The organism is Candidatus Flexifilum breve (genome assembly GCF_016713355.1).
Window position 1 is genome coordinate 113752 of record NZ_JADJPI010000041.1, and the last position, 15958, is coordinate 129709.

15 protein-coding genes and 1 pseudogene are annotated in these 15958 nt (G+C 60.1%); 8 read left to right on the top strand and 8 right to left on the bottom strand.

The genetic code is table 11. The annotated features are described in order from the left end of the window. Positions 1–148: 148 nt before the first annotated feature. The gene (locus IPK17_RS38545; protein ID WP_343423066.1) at positions 149–1852 is read left to right on the top strand and encodes a putative hexosyltransferase; all 1704 of its coding nucleotides are present in this window, start codon (positions 149–151) and stop codon (positions 1850–1852) included. Between the two features lie 218 nt (positions 1853–2070). Next, the gene (locus IPK17_RS38550) at positions 2071–2274 is read left to right on the top strand and encodes a hypothetical protein (RefSeq protein WP_343423067.1); all 204 of its coding nucleotides are present in this window, start codon (positions 2071–2073) and stop codon (positions 2272–2274) included. A 194-nt stretch (positions 2275–2468) separates the two neighbouring features. On the opposite strand, the gene IPK17_RS38555 is transcribed toward IPK17_RS38550, so the two are convergent. The 4 genes and pseudogenes from IPK17_RS38555 to IPK17_RS38570 form a co-directional block, all read right to left on the bottom strand. Continuing rightward, complete coding sequence (locus IPK17_RS38555) at positions 2469–4106, bottom strand: M23 family metallopeptidase (RefSeq protein WP_343423068.1); 1638 nt, start codon at positions 4104–4106, stop codon at positions 2469–2471. Positions 4107–4600: 494 nt separating this feature from the next. Then, positions 4601–5119, bottom strand: a complete 519-nt coding sequence (locus IPK17_RS38560) for an FKBP-type peptidyl-prolyl cis-trans isomerase (RefSeq protein WP_343423069.1) — start codon at positions 5117–5119, stop codon at positions 4601–4603. A 77-nt stretch (positions 5120–5196) separates the two neighbouring features. Continuing rightward, on the bottom strand, positions 5197–6804 hold the full coding sequence (locus IPK17_RS38565; RefSeq protein ID WP_343423070.1) for an ATP-dependent helicase: 1608 nt from the start codon (positions 6802–6804) through the stop codon (positions 5197–5199). A 41-nt stretch (positions 6805–6845) separates the two neighbouring features. Further along, positions 6846–7193, bottom strand: a pseudogene (locus IPK17_RS38570) (UvrD-helicase domain-containing protein); the annotation flags it as partial. Positions 7194–7855: 662 nt separating this feature from the next. On the opposite strand from IPK17_RS38570, the gene IPK17_RS38575 reads away from it, so the two are divergent. From IPK17_RS38575 to IPK17_RS38585, 3 genes are all read left to right on the top strand, one after another. Continuing rightward, a complete protein-coding gene (locus tag IPK17_RS38575; RefSeq protein ID WP_343423071.1) occupies positions 7856–8956 on the top strand; it encodes a mechanosensitive ion channel family protein in 1101 nt (366 codons plus the stop codon). 6 nt (positions 8957–8962) lie between these two features. Then, the gene (gene sixA, locus IPK17_RS38580; protein WP_343423072.1) at positions 8963–9439 is read left to right on the top strand and encodes a phosphohistidine phosphatase SixA; all 477 of its coding nucleotides are present in this window, start codon (positions 8963–8965) and stop codon (positions 9437–9439) included. A 219-nt stretch (positions 9440–9658) separates the two neighbouring features. Then, entirely contained in the window at positions 9659–10477 is an 819-nt protein-coding gene (locus IPK17_RS38585) for an SDR family NAD(P)-dependent oxidoreductase (protein WP_343423073.1), read from the top strand. On the opposite strand, the gene IPK17_RS38590 is transcribed toward IPK17_RS38585, so the two are convergent. From IPK17_RS38590 to IPK17_RS38605, 4 genes are all read right to left on the bottom strand, one after another. Next, positions 10474–11607 carry a glycosyltransferase family 4 protein gene (locus tag IPK17_RS38590; protein ID WP_343423074.1) on the bottom strand — a complete coding sequence of 378 codons (1134 nt, stop codon included), beginning with the start codon at positions 11605–11607 and terminating at the stop codon, positions 10474–10476. The genes IPK17_RS38585 and IPK17_RS38590 overlap by 4 nt on opposite strands. 94 nt (positions 11608–11701) lie before the next feature. Further along, positions 11702–12775, bottom strand: a complete 1074-nt coding sequence (gene ychF / locus IPK17_RS38595) for a redox-regulated ATPase YchF (RefSeq protein WP_343423075.1) — start codon at positions 12773–12775, stop codon at positions 11702–11704. Positions 12776–12916: 141 nt separating this feature from the next. Beyond that, positions 12917–13120: a hypothetical protein gene (locus IPK17_RS38600; protein WP_343423076.1), complete on the bottom strand. Its 204-nt coding sequence runs from the start codon at positions 13118–13120 to the stop codon at positions 12917–12919. A gap of 62 nt (positions 13121–13182) precedes the next feature. Further along, positions 13183–13806 carry a GNAT family N-acetyltransferase gene (locus IPK17_RS38605; RefSeq protein WP_343423077.1) on the bottom strand — a complete coding sequence of 208 codons (624 nt, stop codon included), beginning with the start codon at positions 13804–13806 and terminating at the stop codon, positions 13183–13185. A gap of 213 nt (positions 13807–14019) precedes the next feature. On the opposite strand from IPK17_RS38605, the gene IPK17_RS38610 reads away from it, so the two are divergent. From IPK17_RS38610 to IPK17_RS38620, 3 genes are all read left to right on the top strand, one after another. Next, on the top strand, positions 14020–14466 hold the full coding sequence (locus IPK17_RS38610) for a hypothetical protein (protein ID WP_343423078.1): 447 nt from the start codon (positions 14020–14022) through the stop codon (positions 14464–14466). A gap of 1 nt (position 14467) precedes the next feature. Continuing rightward, on the top strand, positions 14468–14683 hold the full coding sequence (locus IPK17_RS38615; protein WP_343423079.1) for a helix-turn-helix transcriptional regulator: 216 nt from the start codon (positions 14468–14470) through the stop codon (positions 14681–14683). Positions 14684–14882: 199 nt separating this feature from the next. Continuing rightward, complete coding sequence (locus IPK17_RS38620; protein WP_343423080.1) at positions 14883–15851, top strand: NAD(P)-dependent alcohol dehydrogenase; 969 nt, start codon at positions 14883–14885, stop codon at positions 15849–15851. Positions 15852–15958 lie beyond the last annotated feature (107 nt).

Sequence of the window (15958 nt, forward strand, 5' to 3'; positions counted from 1 at the left end):
ACGATGTGATACTCCATGTTCCTCAGCGCGCGTTGCCAGCATACTGCGCCATCAGTAGAGGTTTCTGATAACAATGAGTTACGTCCCCTTATACTCCAATACTCACGTCGACCATGCGGTCATTCGGTGGAATAGGCGGCGTTCTGTCGTGTTAACACTGCTGATCGCACTGTCAATCCTTATGCGGATCGGATACATGGAGATTAATGCCCATCCCGATCTCTCCGATTTTTTCGCGCCGCGCAGCATTAGTCTGGCCCAGAACGGGCTGTTCAGCATGTATGCACAGCCAGATAATTTCAACTATCCACCATTCTCGCTGATTCTGACGGGAATGCTGACCTCGTTGTGGATCTCGTTAGGGGGCAGCTTAACTACGGCAACCGGCGCTGGTTTCGTGGCTATCTTGAAATTAGTCTCAGTCAGCGCGGAGGTGGGGATAGTGGCATTCAGCTATCTTGTGCTGCCCCCTCGGACACGCATCCGCTGGTTCGTCCCCATGCTGCTTGCGATCTACCCCGGTTTGATCGCGACAACCGCCTTTTGGGGGCAAACGGACGCGTTGTTCACCCTACCTCTTTTGATTGCGTTTTGGCTGCTGCAGCAAGATCATCCTCGCTGGGCATGGGCTGTTTTCGCTCTCGCACTGTTAACGAAGTTCCAGGCGGTCGTCGCCGTGCCGCTGCTGCTGGTGCTCACCTTCCGGCGTTATGGCTGGCGTACGACGCTAATCTGTCTGCTGCTGCTTGGCGGCATCGCCGCGCTCACGCTTGCGCCGTTTGTCGCCGTCAGTGGCCTTTCTAGTGTATTCGTGCCGTTTACTGCGGCCGTTGATCAGTTCTCCGCCTACACGATCAACGCGCTCAATGTCTGGTATCTCGCCAATCCGAACGTGTGGACGATGCGTCCTCCGCTGCTGTTCGAATACCCGCCTGATACGCAAATACTGTTTGCCGGACTGACTGCTAAGCTGATTGGCCTGAGTGCATTGGCGGCTTACGTTGGCGGTTTACTAATTCTCGTGTGGCGGCGCGCTGAGCAGCGGCATGAATGGTTGTGGCTGACGGCAAGCTATTTCGGCTTCTTCCTGCTGCCCACGCAAATGCACGAACGATATCTTTACCCCGCTGCTGTCGCCAGCCTGCTGGCCGTCGCACAAGATCGGCGCGTGTGGTGGGTTGCGCTGCCGACGTTCCTGGCTTTTTCGTACAATGTAATCATCACGACCCAAGCGCCATTTGACTGGTTGGGGATGAATCCTCTGTTCTTGCTCGGTGACGTGACGGTCTTCATGGCGCTGCTCTTGATCGCAACCTTTGGCGCACTCAACGTGATTTTGCTGACGGAGGCGAATAAGCGCCGTCTTGTTGAGTGGGTATTTCCCTTGCTGATCGTCGGGCTGACACTGACTGTGGGCCTCAAAGTGGCGATTCCCACGCCACTGCCTGCCGGTGTGACTCCACTGCGCACAACGCTTGCGGATAGTTTCCAACTGGCGGGGTTTCGACTCACATCTGATGCGGATGTTTGGAAGCTCGATCTGTACTGGCGCGCCTATGCGTTCAACAATCAAGATTATCAGATGTTTGTACATGTGCTACAAAATGGGGAAATCGTTGCTCAGGAGGACGCGCGCCCGCAAGGTGGTAACTATCCTACATGGCGCTGGTTTCACAATGATTTGATTGTGACCTCTCATCAGCTGGCTATAACAGCAGACGTCAGCCCTGATACGATTAATGTTGGGTTGTACGATCCGACAACCTTCGTGCGCGTGGCCGTGTGGCAAGACGATCAGGCAGCGCCTGATAACGCCGTTCGAGTTTGGATAAATCAAACGACAGCTCCCTAGGCGCTCCCCAATCTTCACAGGGATGCGTACCACTGCGCATCCCTTATCTTCTCCGAACTGACAATCGATGCTTTTTGTCACCTCGAAACTTGTGACAGATTTCACAATTTACATCTTGCACTTGTGAATTAATTCACATATCATTCTGGTCATGGTGTGGCGCTGACGTGCAACGCAGTGCCAACCGAGAATTTGCGCTCGCGAATGAGGAATCAACCATGACTGACCAATGCCCGGTGTGCAGCTCGACTGTCTCCAATACCAACGATACGTGCCACGAATGCCATACGCCCATCCGCTGGACGTATGCAGGCGCGTCGGAGATGAAGTCGACTTCGCTGCTGCAGCCGGAGATGCTGTATATCGTCTACGCGGTGATCGCGGTGGCGCTGCTGGTGGCAGGCGCTAATCTGGTGTTGTAACCCCGGCTGAGGGATAATCAGCGAACTGAGCAAAAGGGCGACCCATGTGGTCGCCCTTTGCGTTTCAAGAGAACCTCAACCTGCTGGCTGCGCCAGCCGTCCCTCTCCACCCGGAGAGGGACAAGGACAACCCGCTTTTGCCCCTCGCCCTTGGGAGAGGGGCGGTTGAGCGCAGCGAAACGGGGTGAGGCCGTTTACACCCTGACCCCGTTCTTCGTCCAGTCGGCGCTGTGCCACGCGCCCGCCCCGCTGAGCAGCCACGCCATCACCGGGAAGCCGACATCGGAGCAGCGGCGGTAGATGTTATTGAGCTTTGCGCCCGAATTCGCGATGTTATCCGCCGGGCCGCCTTCGGTGATGATCACCGGACGACCGCCTGCCAGTTCGCGCCACTTGCCCGGCTTGAGGTCGATATCTGTGCCGTCGCCGACGAAATAGGCATGCACGCCGAGCCAATCGCTGGCGCGGATGGCCGGGGCACATTCCGACGCGAAGCGCCATTCGTCAATGCGCTTGACCACGCCGGGGATGTCTGCATCGCCGCCGGGGGAGAGCGCCGGGAAACCGATCAGCGCGCCGGGGAGCTGTTCGCGGTAGATCTGCGCCACGCGCGTATACCAGTTGCCGAACTCCGCGCCATTTTGCCACGCGCGCCCTAGACCTTCGCGGTCGATGTTCGGTTCATTGTGGACGGCGATCAGCATACGGTTGCCGCCGAGCTCCGCGTAGTATTCGCGCAGCCGACTGAGCGTGTCCGCGGCGAAGTCGTCGGGGTTGGCGTGCACGGGCGCATGGGTCGCCGCGCGGATGATGAAGTCAGTCACGCCCGCATCGCGGAAACCGGTCACGGCAAGCAGCGCCTGACCCGGCTCGTAGGCCACGATCAGCACGGATTTGACGCCGTTGGCGCGGACGTAGCTGAGTTCTTCGCCGGAAGGTGCCCACCCGCCCGCGCTGGCATGCACGCCGCGACCCTCAATGGTGAAGGTCGGCGCGGCGACGGGGGCGGGACTCGGCGCAGGCGCGGAACTCGCGACGGCGACCGCCTCCGCGGCGGGGGTGGCGACCGGAGTCGGCGCTGGCGTGCCGCCGGGGGCGATGAACGTGCGCACCCCCACGCCGAAATCGGTGGGTGCGGGTACGGGTTCGGTGTACATCTCGGCGATGAAGCCGCCGCTGAGCAGTTCACGCCACACGATGCCGTCGCGCTCAATGCGGATGCCCTTGATCTCGATGATGCTGTTGTTCGGCAGGCGGTACATGATCGCCGCCGTTGATGAGTCGCGGGCGCGCACGTTGAGCGTCGCGGGCGCGTTGACGCGCACCCACTGCGTCAGTGTCGGCTCGACGGAGACGGTGACTTCGGCCTCGCGATACCACGAATTCGGATCGATGTAGGTTTCCAGCACGCGCTGCTTGTTCTTGCCCGGCCAGTCGAGCGCGTTTTTGATGCGCATGATGTCAAAGTGGAGATGCGGCGCGGTCGAGCGGCCGGTCGTGCCGAGCAAGCCGACCCGCTGTCCGGCGGCGACATCCTGCTTGGCGGCGACATCGATGCGCGAGAGATGCGCGTAGCGCGAGAACAGCTTGTCGTTGTGCTGCACGACGACCAGATTGCCGAAGCCGCCGTTCCCCGCGTTTTCCGCCCAGATCACCTTGCCGTCCGCAATCGCATAGATCGGCTCGTTGCCCTCACGGGAGCGTGCCAGATCATGCCCGGTGTGCCAATCGCCAAACCGCTGAAAATACGCGTCGGTCGCAAACCCGCTGGTGATCAACCAGCCCGCGCCGGGGTAATCCGGCTGTCCAGTCACAGGAGAAACTTTACGCATCGCCGAATAACTCCTTTAGACAAGAAAAAACCATCACACTTTTCTTCAGTATAGTACATATGACTATTAAAAAATGGGTTTGCATAAGAGTGGCGGGGGCGAATTTTGTAGGGACGCCCAACGGGGCGTCCGTCCGCTGGGAGCAGGCATCACGGACGCGCCGTTGCGCGTCCCTACGAAAACCAATCGGGTTTAGCGGGTGGTGTTGGCTCCCCTCCCCGAATTCGGAGGCGTGGGGTCGGCTGCAACGGACGCAATGATGCAGTTTAAGAAAACGATACGGATTACCCCTCACCTCCAACCCCTCTCCCACGCAAGCGGGGAGAGGGGAGGGGCCGAGGGTGGGGTGGGAAGCGCGGACGCAATGAAGTGCGTCCCTACGAAGAGCGTTTAGAATTGGCCGCGGGCAAATCTTACGCGGGGAACAGGCAAATAAAAAGACGGGAGCATTTCTACCCGTCTTTCGTCAGTCCACCGCAGGTCAAACGAGGGAATTATTCCTCGTCTTCGCCTTCGTCCTCGTACTCGAAGCCGTTCCATTCGCCATGCGCGTGACCGTGATCGAGTTCTTCCTCGGTCGCCTGCCGCACCGCGATGATCGCGCCTTCGTAGGTGAGGGTCTTGCCGGCCAGCGGGTGATTGAAGTCGAGCACCACCACGTCGTCGTCGATTTCCGCGACATACGCCATGTACTGGTAGCCGTCTTCATCTTCCACTTCGACCATCATGCCGAGTTCGAGCTCTTCCACGTTGGGGATGTCGCTCTTGCTCACTTCTTCGATGTCGTCTTCGTCATAGTCGCCATAGGCATCTTCCGGGGCGAGCGTCACCGCAAATTTATCGCCAACCGTCTTGCCTTCCAGCGCCGATTCGAGGCCCGGGAGAATGTCTTCCGCGCCGTGCAGATATTCAAGAGGATCGCCGTCTTCGGTACGCGCAACTTCTTCGCCGTCCGCCGTCAGAACATAGCTCAACGTGACGACTTTGCCGTCCGTGATCTTTTCGGTTTCCATGGGGATTCCTTTCAAAGACCCTGAAAGGGTCGATACAGGTCGACATTATACAGACAGCATACACCAAAAGGAATGTTCTATTTATCTAGGATCAACAGGTTCGCATAATTCGCCAGCATCAGCTTGGTGCCGTACTGTTTGAAGTGCACCTGAACCTCTTCATCCTGTCCTGACCTGCGGCTGTCGATGACCATGCCCTCGCCGAGTTTGGGGTGCATGACACGCATTCCCGCCTTGTATTTGAGCGGCGTCGCGGTCTGCCGCGCCTGCTCAAACGAGATGACTTTCGGGCTGGCAGACTTCGTTTGGCGCTCCCAAGTCGTCGCCGATTTGTAGCCCGCGCGGTTCGTCATATCCTTGACCTTGAGCGATGCGCCATCGGTCAGATCGCCGGGGATATCGCTCAGGAAACGCGACGGTTCGGAGAGCGAACTTTCGCCGTACAGCGATCGCTTGAAGGTGTGCGTCAGGTACAGTTGATCTTTGGCGCGCGTCACACCGACGTAGAACAGGCGGCGTTCTTCCGCCATTTCGTCCGGCTCGGAGAACGAGCGCGAATGCGGAATCAGGCCGTCTTCGCAGCCTGTGATGAACACGACGGAGAATTCCAGCCCCTTGGCGGAGTGCATGGTGAGCAGCGTGACCGCATCTTTTTCGAGGTCGAGCTCGTCGGTTTCGCCGGAGAGCGCCGTCTCTTCGAGGAAATTATCGAGCGACAAATCTTTCTTCGACTGGATCAACCCGCGCAGCGCCTGCACGTTTTCGAGCCGTTCCTGCGCTTGATCGACGGTGTCACTCATCTCCCGGATATATAACCCGTATTCGGTGCGGCTCATGATCTCATCAAACAACTGCAGGAGATCGTTGCCGTTGGGCACGAGTTCGCGCAGTTCGCGCACCATCAGCGCGAAGTCGGCGAAGCTCTTGGCCGCCCGCCCGCTGATCGGGCTGGCTTCGCCGTTCGCCAGCGCCTCCAAGCCTTCCGCGTTGCTCATGCGCCGCGTCTGCACCCATTGATCGAAGGCCTGCACTGATTTTTCGCCGATGCCGCGCCCCGGCACGTTGACGATGCGCGTGAACGACGCCGAGTCGTTGGGGTTGTTGACCACACGCATGTACGCCAGCAGATCGCGGATTTCACGCCGCTTGTAGAAGCCGACGCCGCCCACCAGCTTGTAAGGCACGCCGATGCGCACGCAGGCGTCTTCGAGCGAGCGCGACTGCGCGTTGGTGCGGTAGATCACGGCGAAATCGCGGTAATGGTAGCTTTTGCGCTTTGCCAGATCTTTGATCGTGCGGACGATGTATTCGCCCTCTTCGTCTTCGTTGTAGGCCTCGTGGATCGTGACGGGCGAGCCTTGTCCGCGTTCGCTGAACAGCTCTTTGGGCTGGCGATGCTTGTTCTTGTCGATGACCGCGCGCGCTGCTTGCACGATAGTGTTGGTGGAACGGTAGTTCTGCGCGAGGATGATCACGCGGGCGGCGGGGTAGTCGCGCCGGAACTGGTTGACGTTGCGGTAGTCCGCGCCGCGGAAGGCGTAGATGCCCTGATCTTGGTCGCCGACGACGAACACATTCTCCTGCGGTTCACCCAACAGGCGCACCAGTTGATACTGCGCCTGATTCGTGTCCTGAAACTCGTCGACGAGCACATGCTCGTAGCGCTTCTGGTATTTCTCGCGCACGTCGGCATTGCGGCTAGGTTTTCGACCAGCTTGACCTGATCATCGCTGTCGTAGATCGTGTAATCGCGACCGTAGGCCGTGTGCTCGGCTTCGATACGCAGCAGGCGCGCGCAAATGGCGTGGAACGTGCCGATCTGCAAGCCGTCGAGCCGCCCGCCGAGAATATTTTCGACGCGGGCGCGCATTTCCGCGGCGGCCTTATTGGTGAACGTCACCGCCATGATGTGATGCGCCGGGATGCCGATGTCGCTGACTAGAAAGGCGATGCGGTTGGTCAGCACGCGGGTTTTGCCCGATCCGGGACCGGCGAGCACGAGCGTTGGCCCTTCGCCCGCGGTGACCGCTTCGCGCTGCTGCTCATTCAGTTGTGCTAAAAGATCGATTGCCATGCTCTCGCCCCTCTCATCATGCGAACGATTGTATCAGAAATAGTTTTGTTTGACTGCATCACCTTAGGGCTGCAATAAGTAGAGGGATGCGATACATCATGTCCGTTTTTCCGACCCTACCCCCGGCCCCCTCTCAGGGGTAGGTTCTTAATTGGAGGGACGCGGCATGCCTCGTCCTCCTGTGCTCACACGACCACCCTATCCGTTAAAACACCTCTTTTGCTTTCACAGACAACCGACCTATTGCCTAATCCAGAGGAAAAACCGGACGAGGCATGCCGCGTCCCTACAGGTTCGCAGCGAAGAAAACCGTATTCGATGGGGAAGCATAAAAAACCTACCCCTGTTAACCCCCGGCCCCTTCCCTGAATTCGGCTGACGGAGGGACAGTTTTAACATTGGGAACCAATTAAGGCACCGGTTTGAGGGGAAACAGATTTCGTAGGGACGCGCAACGGCGCGTCCGTTTTGCCCACGATCTGGCGGACGCCCCGTTGGGCGTCCCTACAATCCTCTCGATTGTTAAAAGTGTCCTATCCTCCACCTTTAGGAGAGGGGGGGTGAAATTACAGGGGCGTTCTTAAACAACCAGTGAACGCCCCTGATGGTGCTCTTGCGCAAACCCCGGCGATTTGGCAACATCTGATCAGAGAGGAGGACGCATGGAATTTTCACAGGAACTGGCGCTGTTCGGGGCGCGTGTGGTGCTCGTGCTGATTCTGCTGATCGCGATCTGGCTGCTGCGGCGCTTGATTGCGTGGCTGCTCGCGCGTCCGCTCGAACGGATTGTCACGCGGGCGGGGCGCACCGATTTGATCGAGCCCACGCGCGGCCTGTTCTCCACGGCGACCGGGTATCTGCTGCTCGCGCTGTGGATTGACCTCGGCGCGCGCATTTTCGACTTCCACCCGACGATCATGAACATCGTGCAGCACCTCACGCGCACCTTGGTGATTGTCGCTTTCGCCGTGATGATCTACCGCTTGGTAGCCAGCGCCGTCTATTCGCGCAACCGCCTGCTGTTGTTCACGGGCATCACCATTGAAGAAGCGCTGATTCCGTTTGTGCGCACGGGCTTGCAGCTCCTGATTCTCGCGATTGGCCTCGTCATCATCATTCAAGAGTGGGGCTACGATGTGAGCGGCTTGATCGCTGGTCTCGGCCTTGGTGGTTTGGCGCTCTCGCTGGCGGCGCAGGACACGCTCGCCAATATCTTTGGCTTCACCGCCGTCGTCGGCGACCGCCCGTTTGTGGTGGGCGAATTCATCAAGACCAAAGATGTCGAAGGCACGATTGAGCATGTTGGCTTGCGCTCGACGCGCGTGCGCCAGATCAATCAGGCGGTCGTCACCGTGCCGAACAGCATGCTCGCGTCCGCCGCTGTGCTCAACTGGTCACGGCTGACCAAGCGGCAGGTCGATATGACACTCAACATCAGCTATGACGCGGACGCCGAGACGATGCAGTCGATGCTCGGGCAGATCCGCGCGTATCTTTCCGATCACGAGAAGGTCGAACCCGGTTCCGTGGTCGTGTATCTGGTGAATTTCGGCAGCAGTTCGATGGAAGTGCTCGTGCGCTGCTACCTGACCATCGGCGACTGGAAAGAGTTCACGGCCACCAAAGAGGGCATCCTGCTGGAGATTTTACGCATCGTCAACCAGTTGGGACTGCATATCGCTTTTCCGCGCAGCGCCTTGTACATCGATAATCTGCGCGGCGAGCTCAACCTATCCGAGCAGCCGTTGGCTCCACCCAAGTAGGTGATCATGCAGCTATACTTTTTCCGCCACGCCCTCGCCGAAATCGCTTCCGTCGGTCAGACCGACGCCGACCGTAAGCTCACGCAGGAAGGCATCGACCGCACGCGCCAATCTGCGCGTCTGCTCAAGCTGCTCGACCTGACGCCGATCAAACTTTACACCAGCCCGCTGGTGCGCGCCAAGCAAACCGCCGACATCCTCGGTCACACGCTGGAAAGTCCGATCGAGGTGCGCAAAGAACTCGCGCCGGGGTTCAACCTCGCCGCGCTGACCGCGCTCGTCAGCGACCTCGCGCTGGATGACAGCTTAATCGTCGTCGGCCATGAGCCGGACTTCAGCCGCACGATCAGCGCGCTGACGGGCGGCAGTCAGATTGTGATGAAGAAGGGCGGCCTCGCCCGCGTGGACATCACGAGTATGCACCCGCTCAGCGGTGAACTCGTCTGGCTGATCGCGCCGAAGGTATTTCAGAAACTCGGTTAAAAACAAGAGAAAGACTTAACGCAAAGACGCTAAGACGGAAAGGCGCAAAGGCCAGTGAAACTAATTTACTTTGCGTCCTTGCGTCTTCGCGCCTTGGCGTTGAGCCTTTTCTTTATTTTTGACTTTCTTTGACGACTCACCACTCATCCGCGCTGACATACAGGATCACGCGCCCACACGGCCACGCGGGCGCGGTTGAGATCACAGAGGACAAACACCATGAAACCTTTAAGCAAGATGATTGCGCTCGTGACCGGAGCGAGCCGCGGCGTCGGTCTGGGAATCGCCCTGGCGTTGGGCGCAGCAGGCGCGACCGTTTACATCACCGGGCGCACGGTCGATTCGTCAGCGCCGACCGTTCCGCTGCCCGGCACGATCCACGAGACCGCCGCGGAGGTAACCGCGCGGGGCGGCACGGGCATCGCCGTGCAGTGCGATCACCGCGACGATGCGCAGGTCAAAGCGGTGTTCGAGCGCATCCAGCGCGAACAGGGGCGGCTCGATGTGCTGGTCAACAATGCGTGGGGTGGCTATGAGGGGTACGTCACCGGGGCGCATCAAGCGCCGAACACGCCGTTCTGGGACGTGCGCTTGCCGTACTGGGATGAAAATGTAGACGGCGTGCGCTGGACATATATCGCCAGCGTGCTCGGCGCGCAGGCGATGGTCGCCCAAAAATCCGGCTTGATCGTCAACATTTCGTTTCCCGTCCCCAACGCGGGGAACGTCGCCTACGGGGTCGCCAAAACCGCCGTGGATCGCATCACGTGGGACACGGCGCAGCAGTTACAGCCGCACGGGGTGGCCGTAGTGTCGCTCTATCCCGGTCTGGTGCGGACCGAAAACGTCCTCGCCAACGCCCAATGGTTCGACATGTCCAACTCGGAGTCGCCGGAGTTCACCGGGCGGGCCGTGGTCGCGCTGGCCACCGACCCGCAGGTATTGAGTAAAACGGGCGGCAAGTACGTCGTCGCGCGCTTGGCGCAGGACTATAACTTCGACGATATCGACGGCAAGCGCCCGCATCCAGTCTTCTAGCGCCCGGCGAACGTCCGGAGCGCTTCGTCGGTCTGCTCGACCATGTGCGCGAAGGTGAAGCGCTCCATACCAACGCTCGAATGCGCCGCGAGACTCTCGCGCGTGCCGGGGTAGAACGCGTCGCGGAGCGCTTCGGTGAGCAGCGGCATATCGACGTAGGGCACGAGCAGCCCGTTGACGCCGTGGCGTACGACTTCGGGGTTGCCACCCTTCTGGCTGGCGATCACGGGCGTGCCCACGCGCAGACTTTCCAGCAGCGTATGCGACAAGCCCTCATAGCCAGAATACAGCGCCACGTAATCGGCGGCGCGCATGTAGATCGGCATCTGTTCGCGACTCACGCGCCCTAAAAACATCACGCGCTCCGCCACCCCGGCCGCGACCGCCTGGGCTTGCAGCGCCGGGAGAATATCGCCATCCCCCGCGACCAGCAGCCGCACCTGTTTGACGTTGACCAGCGCCGCGATGAGATGATCGACGCCTTTCCACGGCAGTAAGCGCCCGACCGTGAGGATGGTCGGCGCGTCGTCCAACGTGAGCGCCGCGCGGGCTTCGGCTTGCGTCATTGATGGGAGCGTGGCGGCAGGCGGGAGCGCATTGTAGATCACGCGAATGCGCCGCTCGTCCACGCCCCAGCCCATGACCATGCGCTTGAGGTACTCGCTCGGCACGATCACGCCGTCCAGGCTTTGCGCTTCGCGCGCCCGGTTCGCCTTGCCGATTTCCGCCAGCCGCCCGTAGCGTTTGATCTGAAAATCGTCGATGTTTTCGGTCGGCGGAATCCAGCCTTTGCGCACGGCGCGCTCCCACGCCAGATCACCGACGATTTTGACGATGCGCGGCGCGTGATGGTCGCCGTAGAGGGGCAGGCCGAGCGTGTGCAGGTAGGTCACATCCGCCCACTGGAGCAGTGGACGCGCCGCCCGCGCATAGTTGAAGGTGCGGATCGGGAGCGACTTGCGCGGGATGCGCGTGACCGGGTACGGGTACGATCCGCCCGCCGCGTCGCCAAACGAGAGCGCCCGAATCTCCCAGTCACGCTGGAGGAGTTCGGGCAGCAGTTCGTGCAGATAGGTGGCGGGGCCGCCCGGTTCCGGGTGAAAGATGCCAGAGGCGATGAAGAGTTTCATAAACAAAAGGACTGAGGGTTGAGGACTGAGGACTGAGTCAGTGCGGCCATACCAGACAGCCGACTACTCAGTCCTTTCACCTCAGTCCTGCTCCTTAGACGTTGAAGCGGATGTGGACGATATCGCCGTTCTTGACGACGTATTCCTTGCCTTCGAGCTTGAACTTACCCGCCGTGCGTAAGGCGGCTTCGCTGCCGAGCGTGATCAGGTCGTCATAGTTGAAGACTTCCGCGCGGATGAAGCCCTTCTGCAGATCGCTGTGGATGACGCCCGCCGCTTCCGGAGCGGTCGCGCCGATGCGCACGCTCCACGCGCGCACTTCGTCTTCGCCAACGGTGAAGAACGAGTGAATGTTCATCAGTTCGTAGGACAGGCGAATGACTTTGGACGCGCTCAGTTCGGTGATGCCGTACTCTTCCATGAAGATCGCCGCGTCGTCAGGTTCGAGCTGCGCGAGTTCCGCTTCGATGCGCCCTTGCAGCGCCACGACCGACGAATTCTGGTGCTCATAGGTGAAGCCCGTATCCTTGGTGTTCTCGTTGGAATTGAGCACGATCAGCGCGGGCTTGAGCGTGAGGAAGCCATAGCCGCGATACGGTTTCATCTCGTCATCGCTCAGGCCGAGGTCGCGCAGCGGTGTGCTCGCTTCGAGGGCTTCTTTCAGGCGCTTCATCATCTCGATTTCGTCGAGCTGCGCCTTTTCCATCGTGCGCCCCTTGCGCTTGATCTCGGCGTCCAGCTTTTCGAGCCGCGACTCGACCATGACGAGATCGCTCAGCAGAAATTCGCCGTCCAGCGCTTCGACATCGCGCGCGGCGTCGTTGGTGTCATAGGGGTGGGGGACATTCGGATCTTCGAAGGTGCGGACGACGTGCAGGAAACCGTCCAACTGCGCTAACTCGTTGCGGAACTGCCCCTTGAGGCCGCCTTCGCCGATGCCCTTATCCAGCCCGCCGATGTCGACGTAGGTCACCTGCGTGTAGGTGGTCTTCTTGGGGTTGTACATCGCCTTCAGGCGATCCACGCGCGTATCCGGCACGGGGACAACCGCCGTGTGCACTTCAAACTGACCGCTGGTCGCCGCACCGGTCGGCAGGTTGCTGCGCGTCAGGGCGTTGAAAATCGTGGTTTTGCCGCTGTTGGGTAAACCGATAATGCCAAGTCTCATGTCATCTTCCGCTGGTCTGAATCGTCAAAAACTGGCAGAAGTATAACGGACAATAGATGAGAATAGAACTGTCGGCATGGGGGGATTAAATGGGCGCGGCTGGTGTCCCCACCACGGAACAACCGCCGCGCGTGGGTCGGACTAACGGCGGGTGGCGGGGGTATCGTCCTCGTCTTTGGCGATATCGCGGCTCTCGCTCACAATTCGCACGATGCCGGTCGTCCCGTGCGGATCGTCCATTTCCGGCAGGCTCGGCGGCGGCGATTCCCGGAACTTGGGGATCAGCGGCTCATACCGTGGGACCTGCCCGGTCTCGGTGACAGGCCTCTCTTTTGGAGTCTTCATGCGCCCTTCCTCCACTCTTGAATACTGCATGTTGTATCACACATTGATGGATGCGGGACTAGTCATTTTGTCACTGGCCGGAAAAATGCCCACAAACTGAGGTCTTTCGCCGGCACGCGATACGCTTCCATCACCTGAAAACCGTAGTGTTGATACAGCCCGACATTGGACGGCGTCATCGTTTCCGTGTACGCGCTCACGCCTTCGCGATCCGCTTGGGCGAGGAACGGGCGGATCAGCTTGGAGGCGATGCCTTGTCCCTGGGCTTCGGGCAGCACGGAGATCGTGTTGAGGTAGTAGTGCGGGTCGGGCGCGTACTGTTTCTGCATTTCCCCGAAGCGCCCGAAGATCTCTCCGGCGCGCACGAACTGGAAGAGGAACGGGCTGAACAGCAGGCGCGGCCAGCCCGCCCGTAGCGCCGCCGAAAGCTTGGTTTTCTGCCCCGGCGCGCTCCAGATGGCGACCCCGGCGAGCGGATCGCCGACGCCATAGGCTTGCCCATTGAGGATGCCGAAGTGAAAAAGCACGCGCGAGAAGCGGGGCAGGTAGATCTGGCGCTGACGCAGGTCGGGGATGAGGTAGACCCACAGCGGGTCGTTCAGGAAGGCGCGCGCCTGAACCAGCGTTGCGCGGTCAAGGTCGCCCAGCGTGAGTGGGCGCAGTGTCACAACTTCGGATGATGTCATGGCGCACTCTCCGAGGGTCGGATGGACGGATACACAGCAGTGTTGATCGGCTGGATAAGCCGGAATTTAAGCGTGCCTCCGAAATCGATAAGCTCGCTGATCAAGTCATTTCTTGACTTGATGTAAAATATACTTGACATGAAGTCGTATTTGATATACATTGTGTATATTGAAGTTGACGTGGTGTCAACGTCAGTAGACAAGGAAGCAATCATGTCGTATCAAGAACGCCAGAGCATCATTTCGCTGCTGAGTACCCTAATCATCACCGCGGCCTATTCCGCGTACATGCTCCAACGCTATCCCGCCGCCGACGCCTACTCGCCGGAAGTCTTTCGCTTTTGGGGTACCTACTTTCTCGTTTTGATCCCGGTGACGATTGTCGCCAAGATCATCATCACCATCGTGTTCAGCATCCTCAATACCATCGCCACGCGCGAAGTGCAGCCGGATTTGATGGATGAGCGCGACAAGCTGATCGAACTGAAGTGCGCCCGCGTTTCGCTGTATGTCTTTTCGCTCGGCGTCGTGTTGGCCGTCGGCTCGCTGGTGTTCGATCAAGTCCCGGCGGTCATGTTTGCCCTGCTGATCGGCGCGGGGATCCTCTCCGAGATCGTGTTCGATGTGACGCAGTTTGTCCTCTACCGGAGAGGCTTCTAGCATGGAAAAGCTCAGCCTGCGGAATAACCTGCGCCGCCTGCGCTTTGACCGCGACGAGATGACGCAGCAGCAGTTGGCCGACGCGGTCGGCGTCACCCGGCAGACGATTGTCGCCATTGAAAAGGGGAACTACTCGCCCTCGCTGGAACTCGCTTTCCGCATCGCGCGGGTCTTCAACACCACCGTCGAAGACGTGTTCTACATCGAAGCGGGCTAAAGCCTGACCCCAACTCACGCCCTCTGGCGTCCGGAACCAGCGAAATCGCGCCGGAAATGCAGGGAGGGACGCGCGGTCCGCCAACCAGACTACTGGGCCATGGCAAGCCTCGCCCGCCTAGACAGCCAATTCACTCGTTCGGGCGCGCTATTGCGCGGCCCCTGGTTTCACTTTGCCTAATTCCAAGGAGATCAAGCTCATGAAAGCGATCATTTCCACGCAGTACGGTTCACCGGATGTCTTGCAGTTCGCTGAAATCGCCCAACCCATGCCGCAGGCCGACGAAGTCCTGATCAAAGTGCATGCCGCGACGGTCACGCCGTCCGACTGCGCCTTTCGGAAAGCCGATCCGTTCATCATTCGGCTGATGTATGGCCTGACCAAGCCGCGCCTCGCCGTGCCGGGCGTGGAATTTGCCGGAGAGATCGTCGCAGTCGGCAGCGCGGTCACCACCTTTAAAGCCGGGGATCGGGTGTGCGGTATCAGCCCAGATCGCTTTGGGGCACAGGCCGAATACCTGACGCTGCCCATCAGCAAACCGCTCACGCTGATGTCACCGCGCCAGAGCTACGCCGAGGCGGTCGGCATCGTCGACGGGGCGGCGACCGCGCTCCTGTTCCTGCGCGATGTGGCGAAGGTGCAGCGGGGTCAGCGCGTGCTGATCAATGGAGCATCCGGCGCGGTCGGCGCGTATGCCGTGCAGATCGCCAAGTACTACGGCGCGCATGTGACCGGGGTGTGCAGCGCGGCGAATGTCGAATTGGTGCGCTCGCTCGGCGCGGACGCGGTTATCGACTATACGCGGGAGGATTTCGCGAAGAGTGGGCAAGCCTATGATGTGATTTTCGATGCGGTCGGCAAGCGCACTTACGGCCAGTGTCAGCGGGCGCTCACGCCGCAGGGGATCTACATGACCACTGTGCCCACGCTCGGTACGGCGGTCGCGCTGCTGCGCACGGCGCGCAGTCGCGGCAAACGCGCGGGCTTCACGACGGCGGGGCTCAAGCAGAACCACGCGAATCTCGATTTCCTCACCGAGCTGTTTGAGCAAGGCGCGCTCCGTGCGGTGATCGATCGCTGCTATCCGCTGGCGCAGGTCGCGGAGGCACACCGCTACGTCGAGACCGGGCGCAAGAAGGGGAACGTCATTATCACGGTCGCGGCTTGACCTCACCCCCTGCTTCCGACCCCACCCCCCGGCCCCTCCCCGAATTCGGGGAGGGGAGCCAGCGGACTCGCCATTTCTCCCCTTAGCGCTGGCGTAGGACAGGGCTG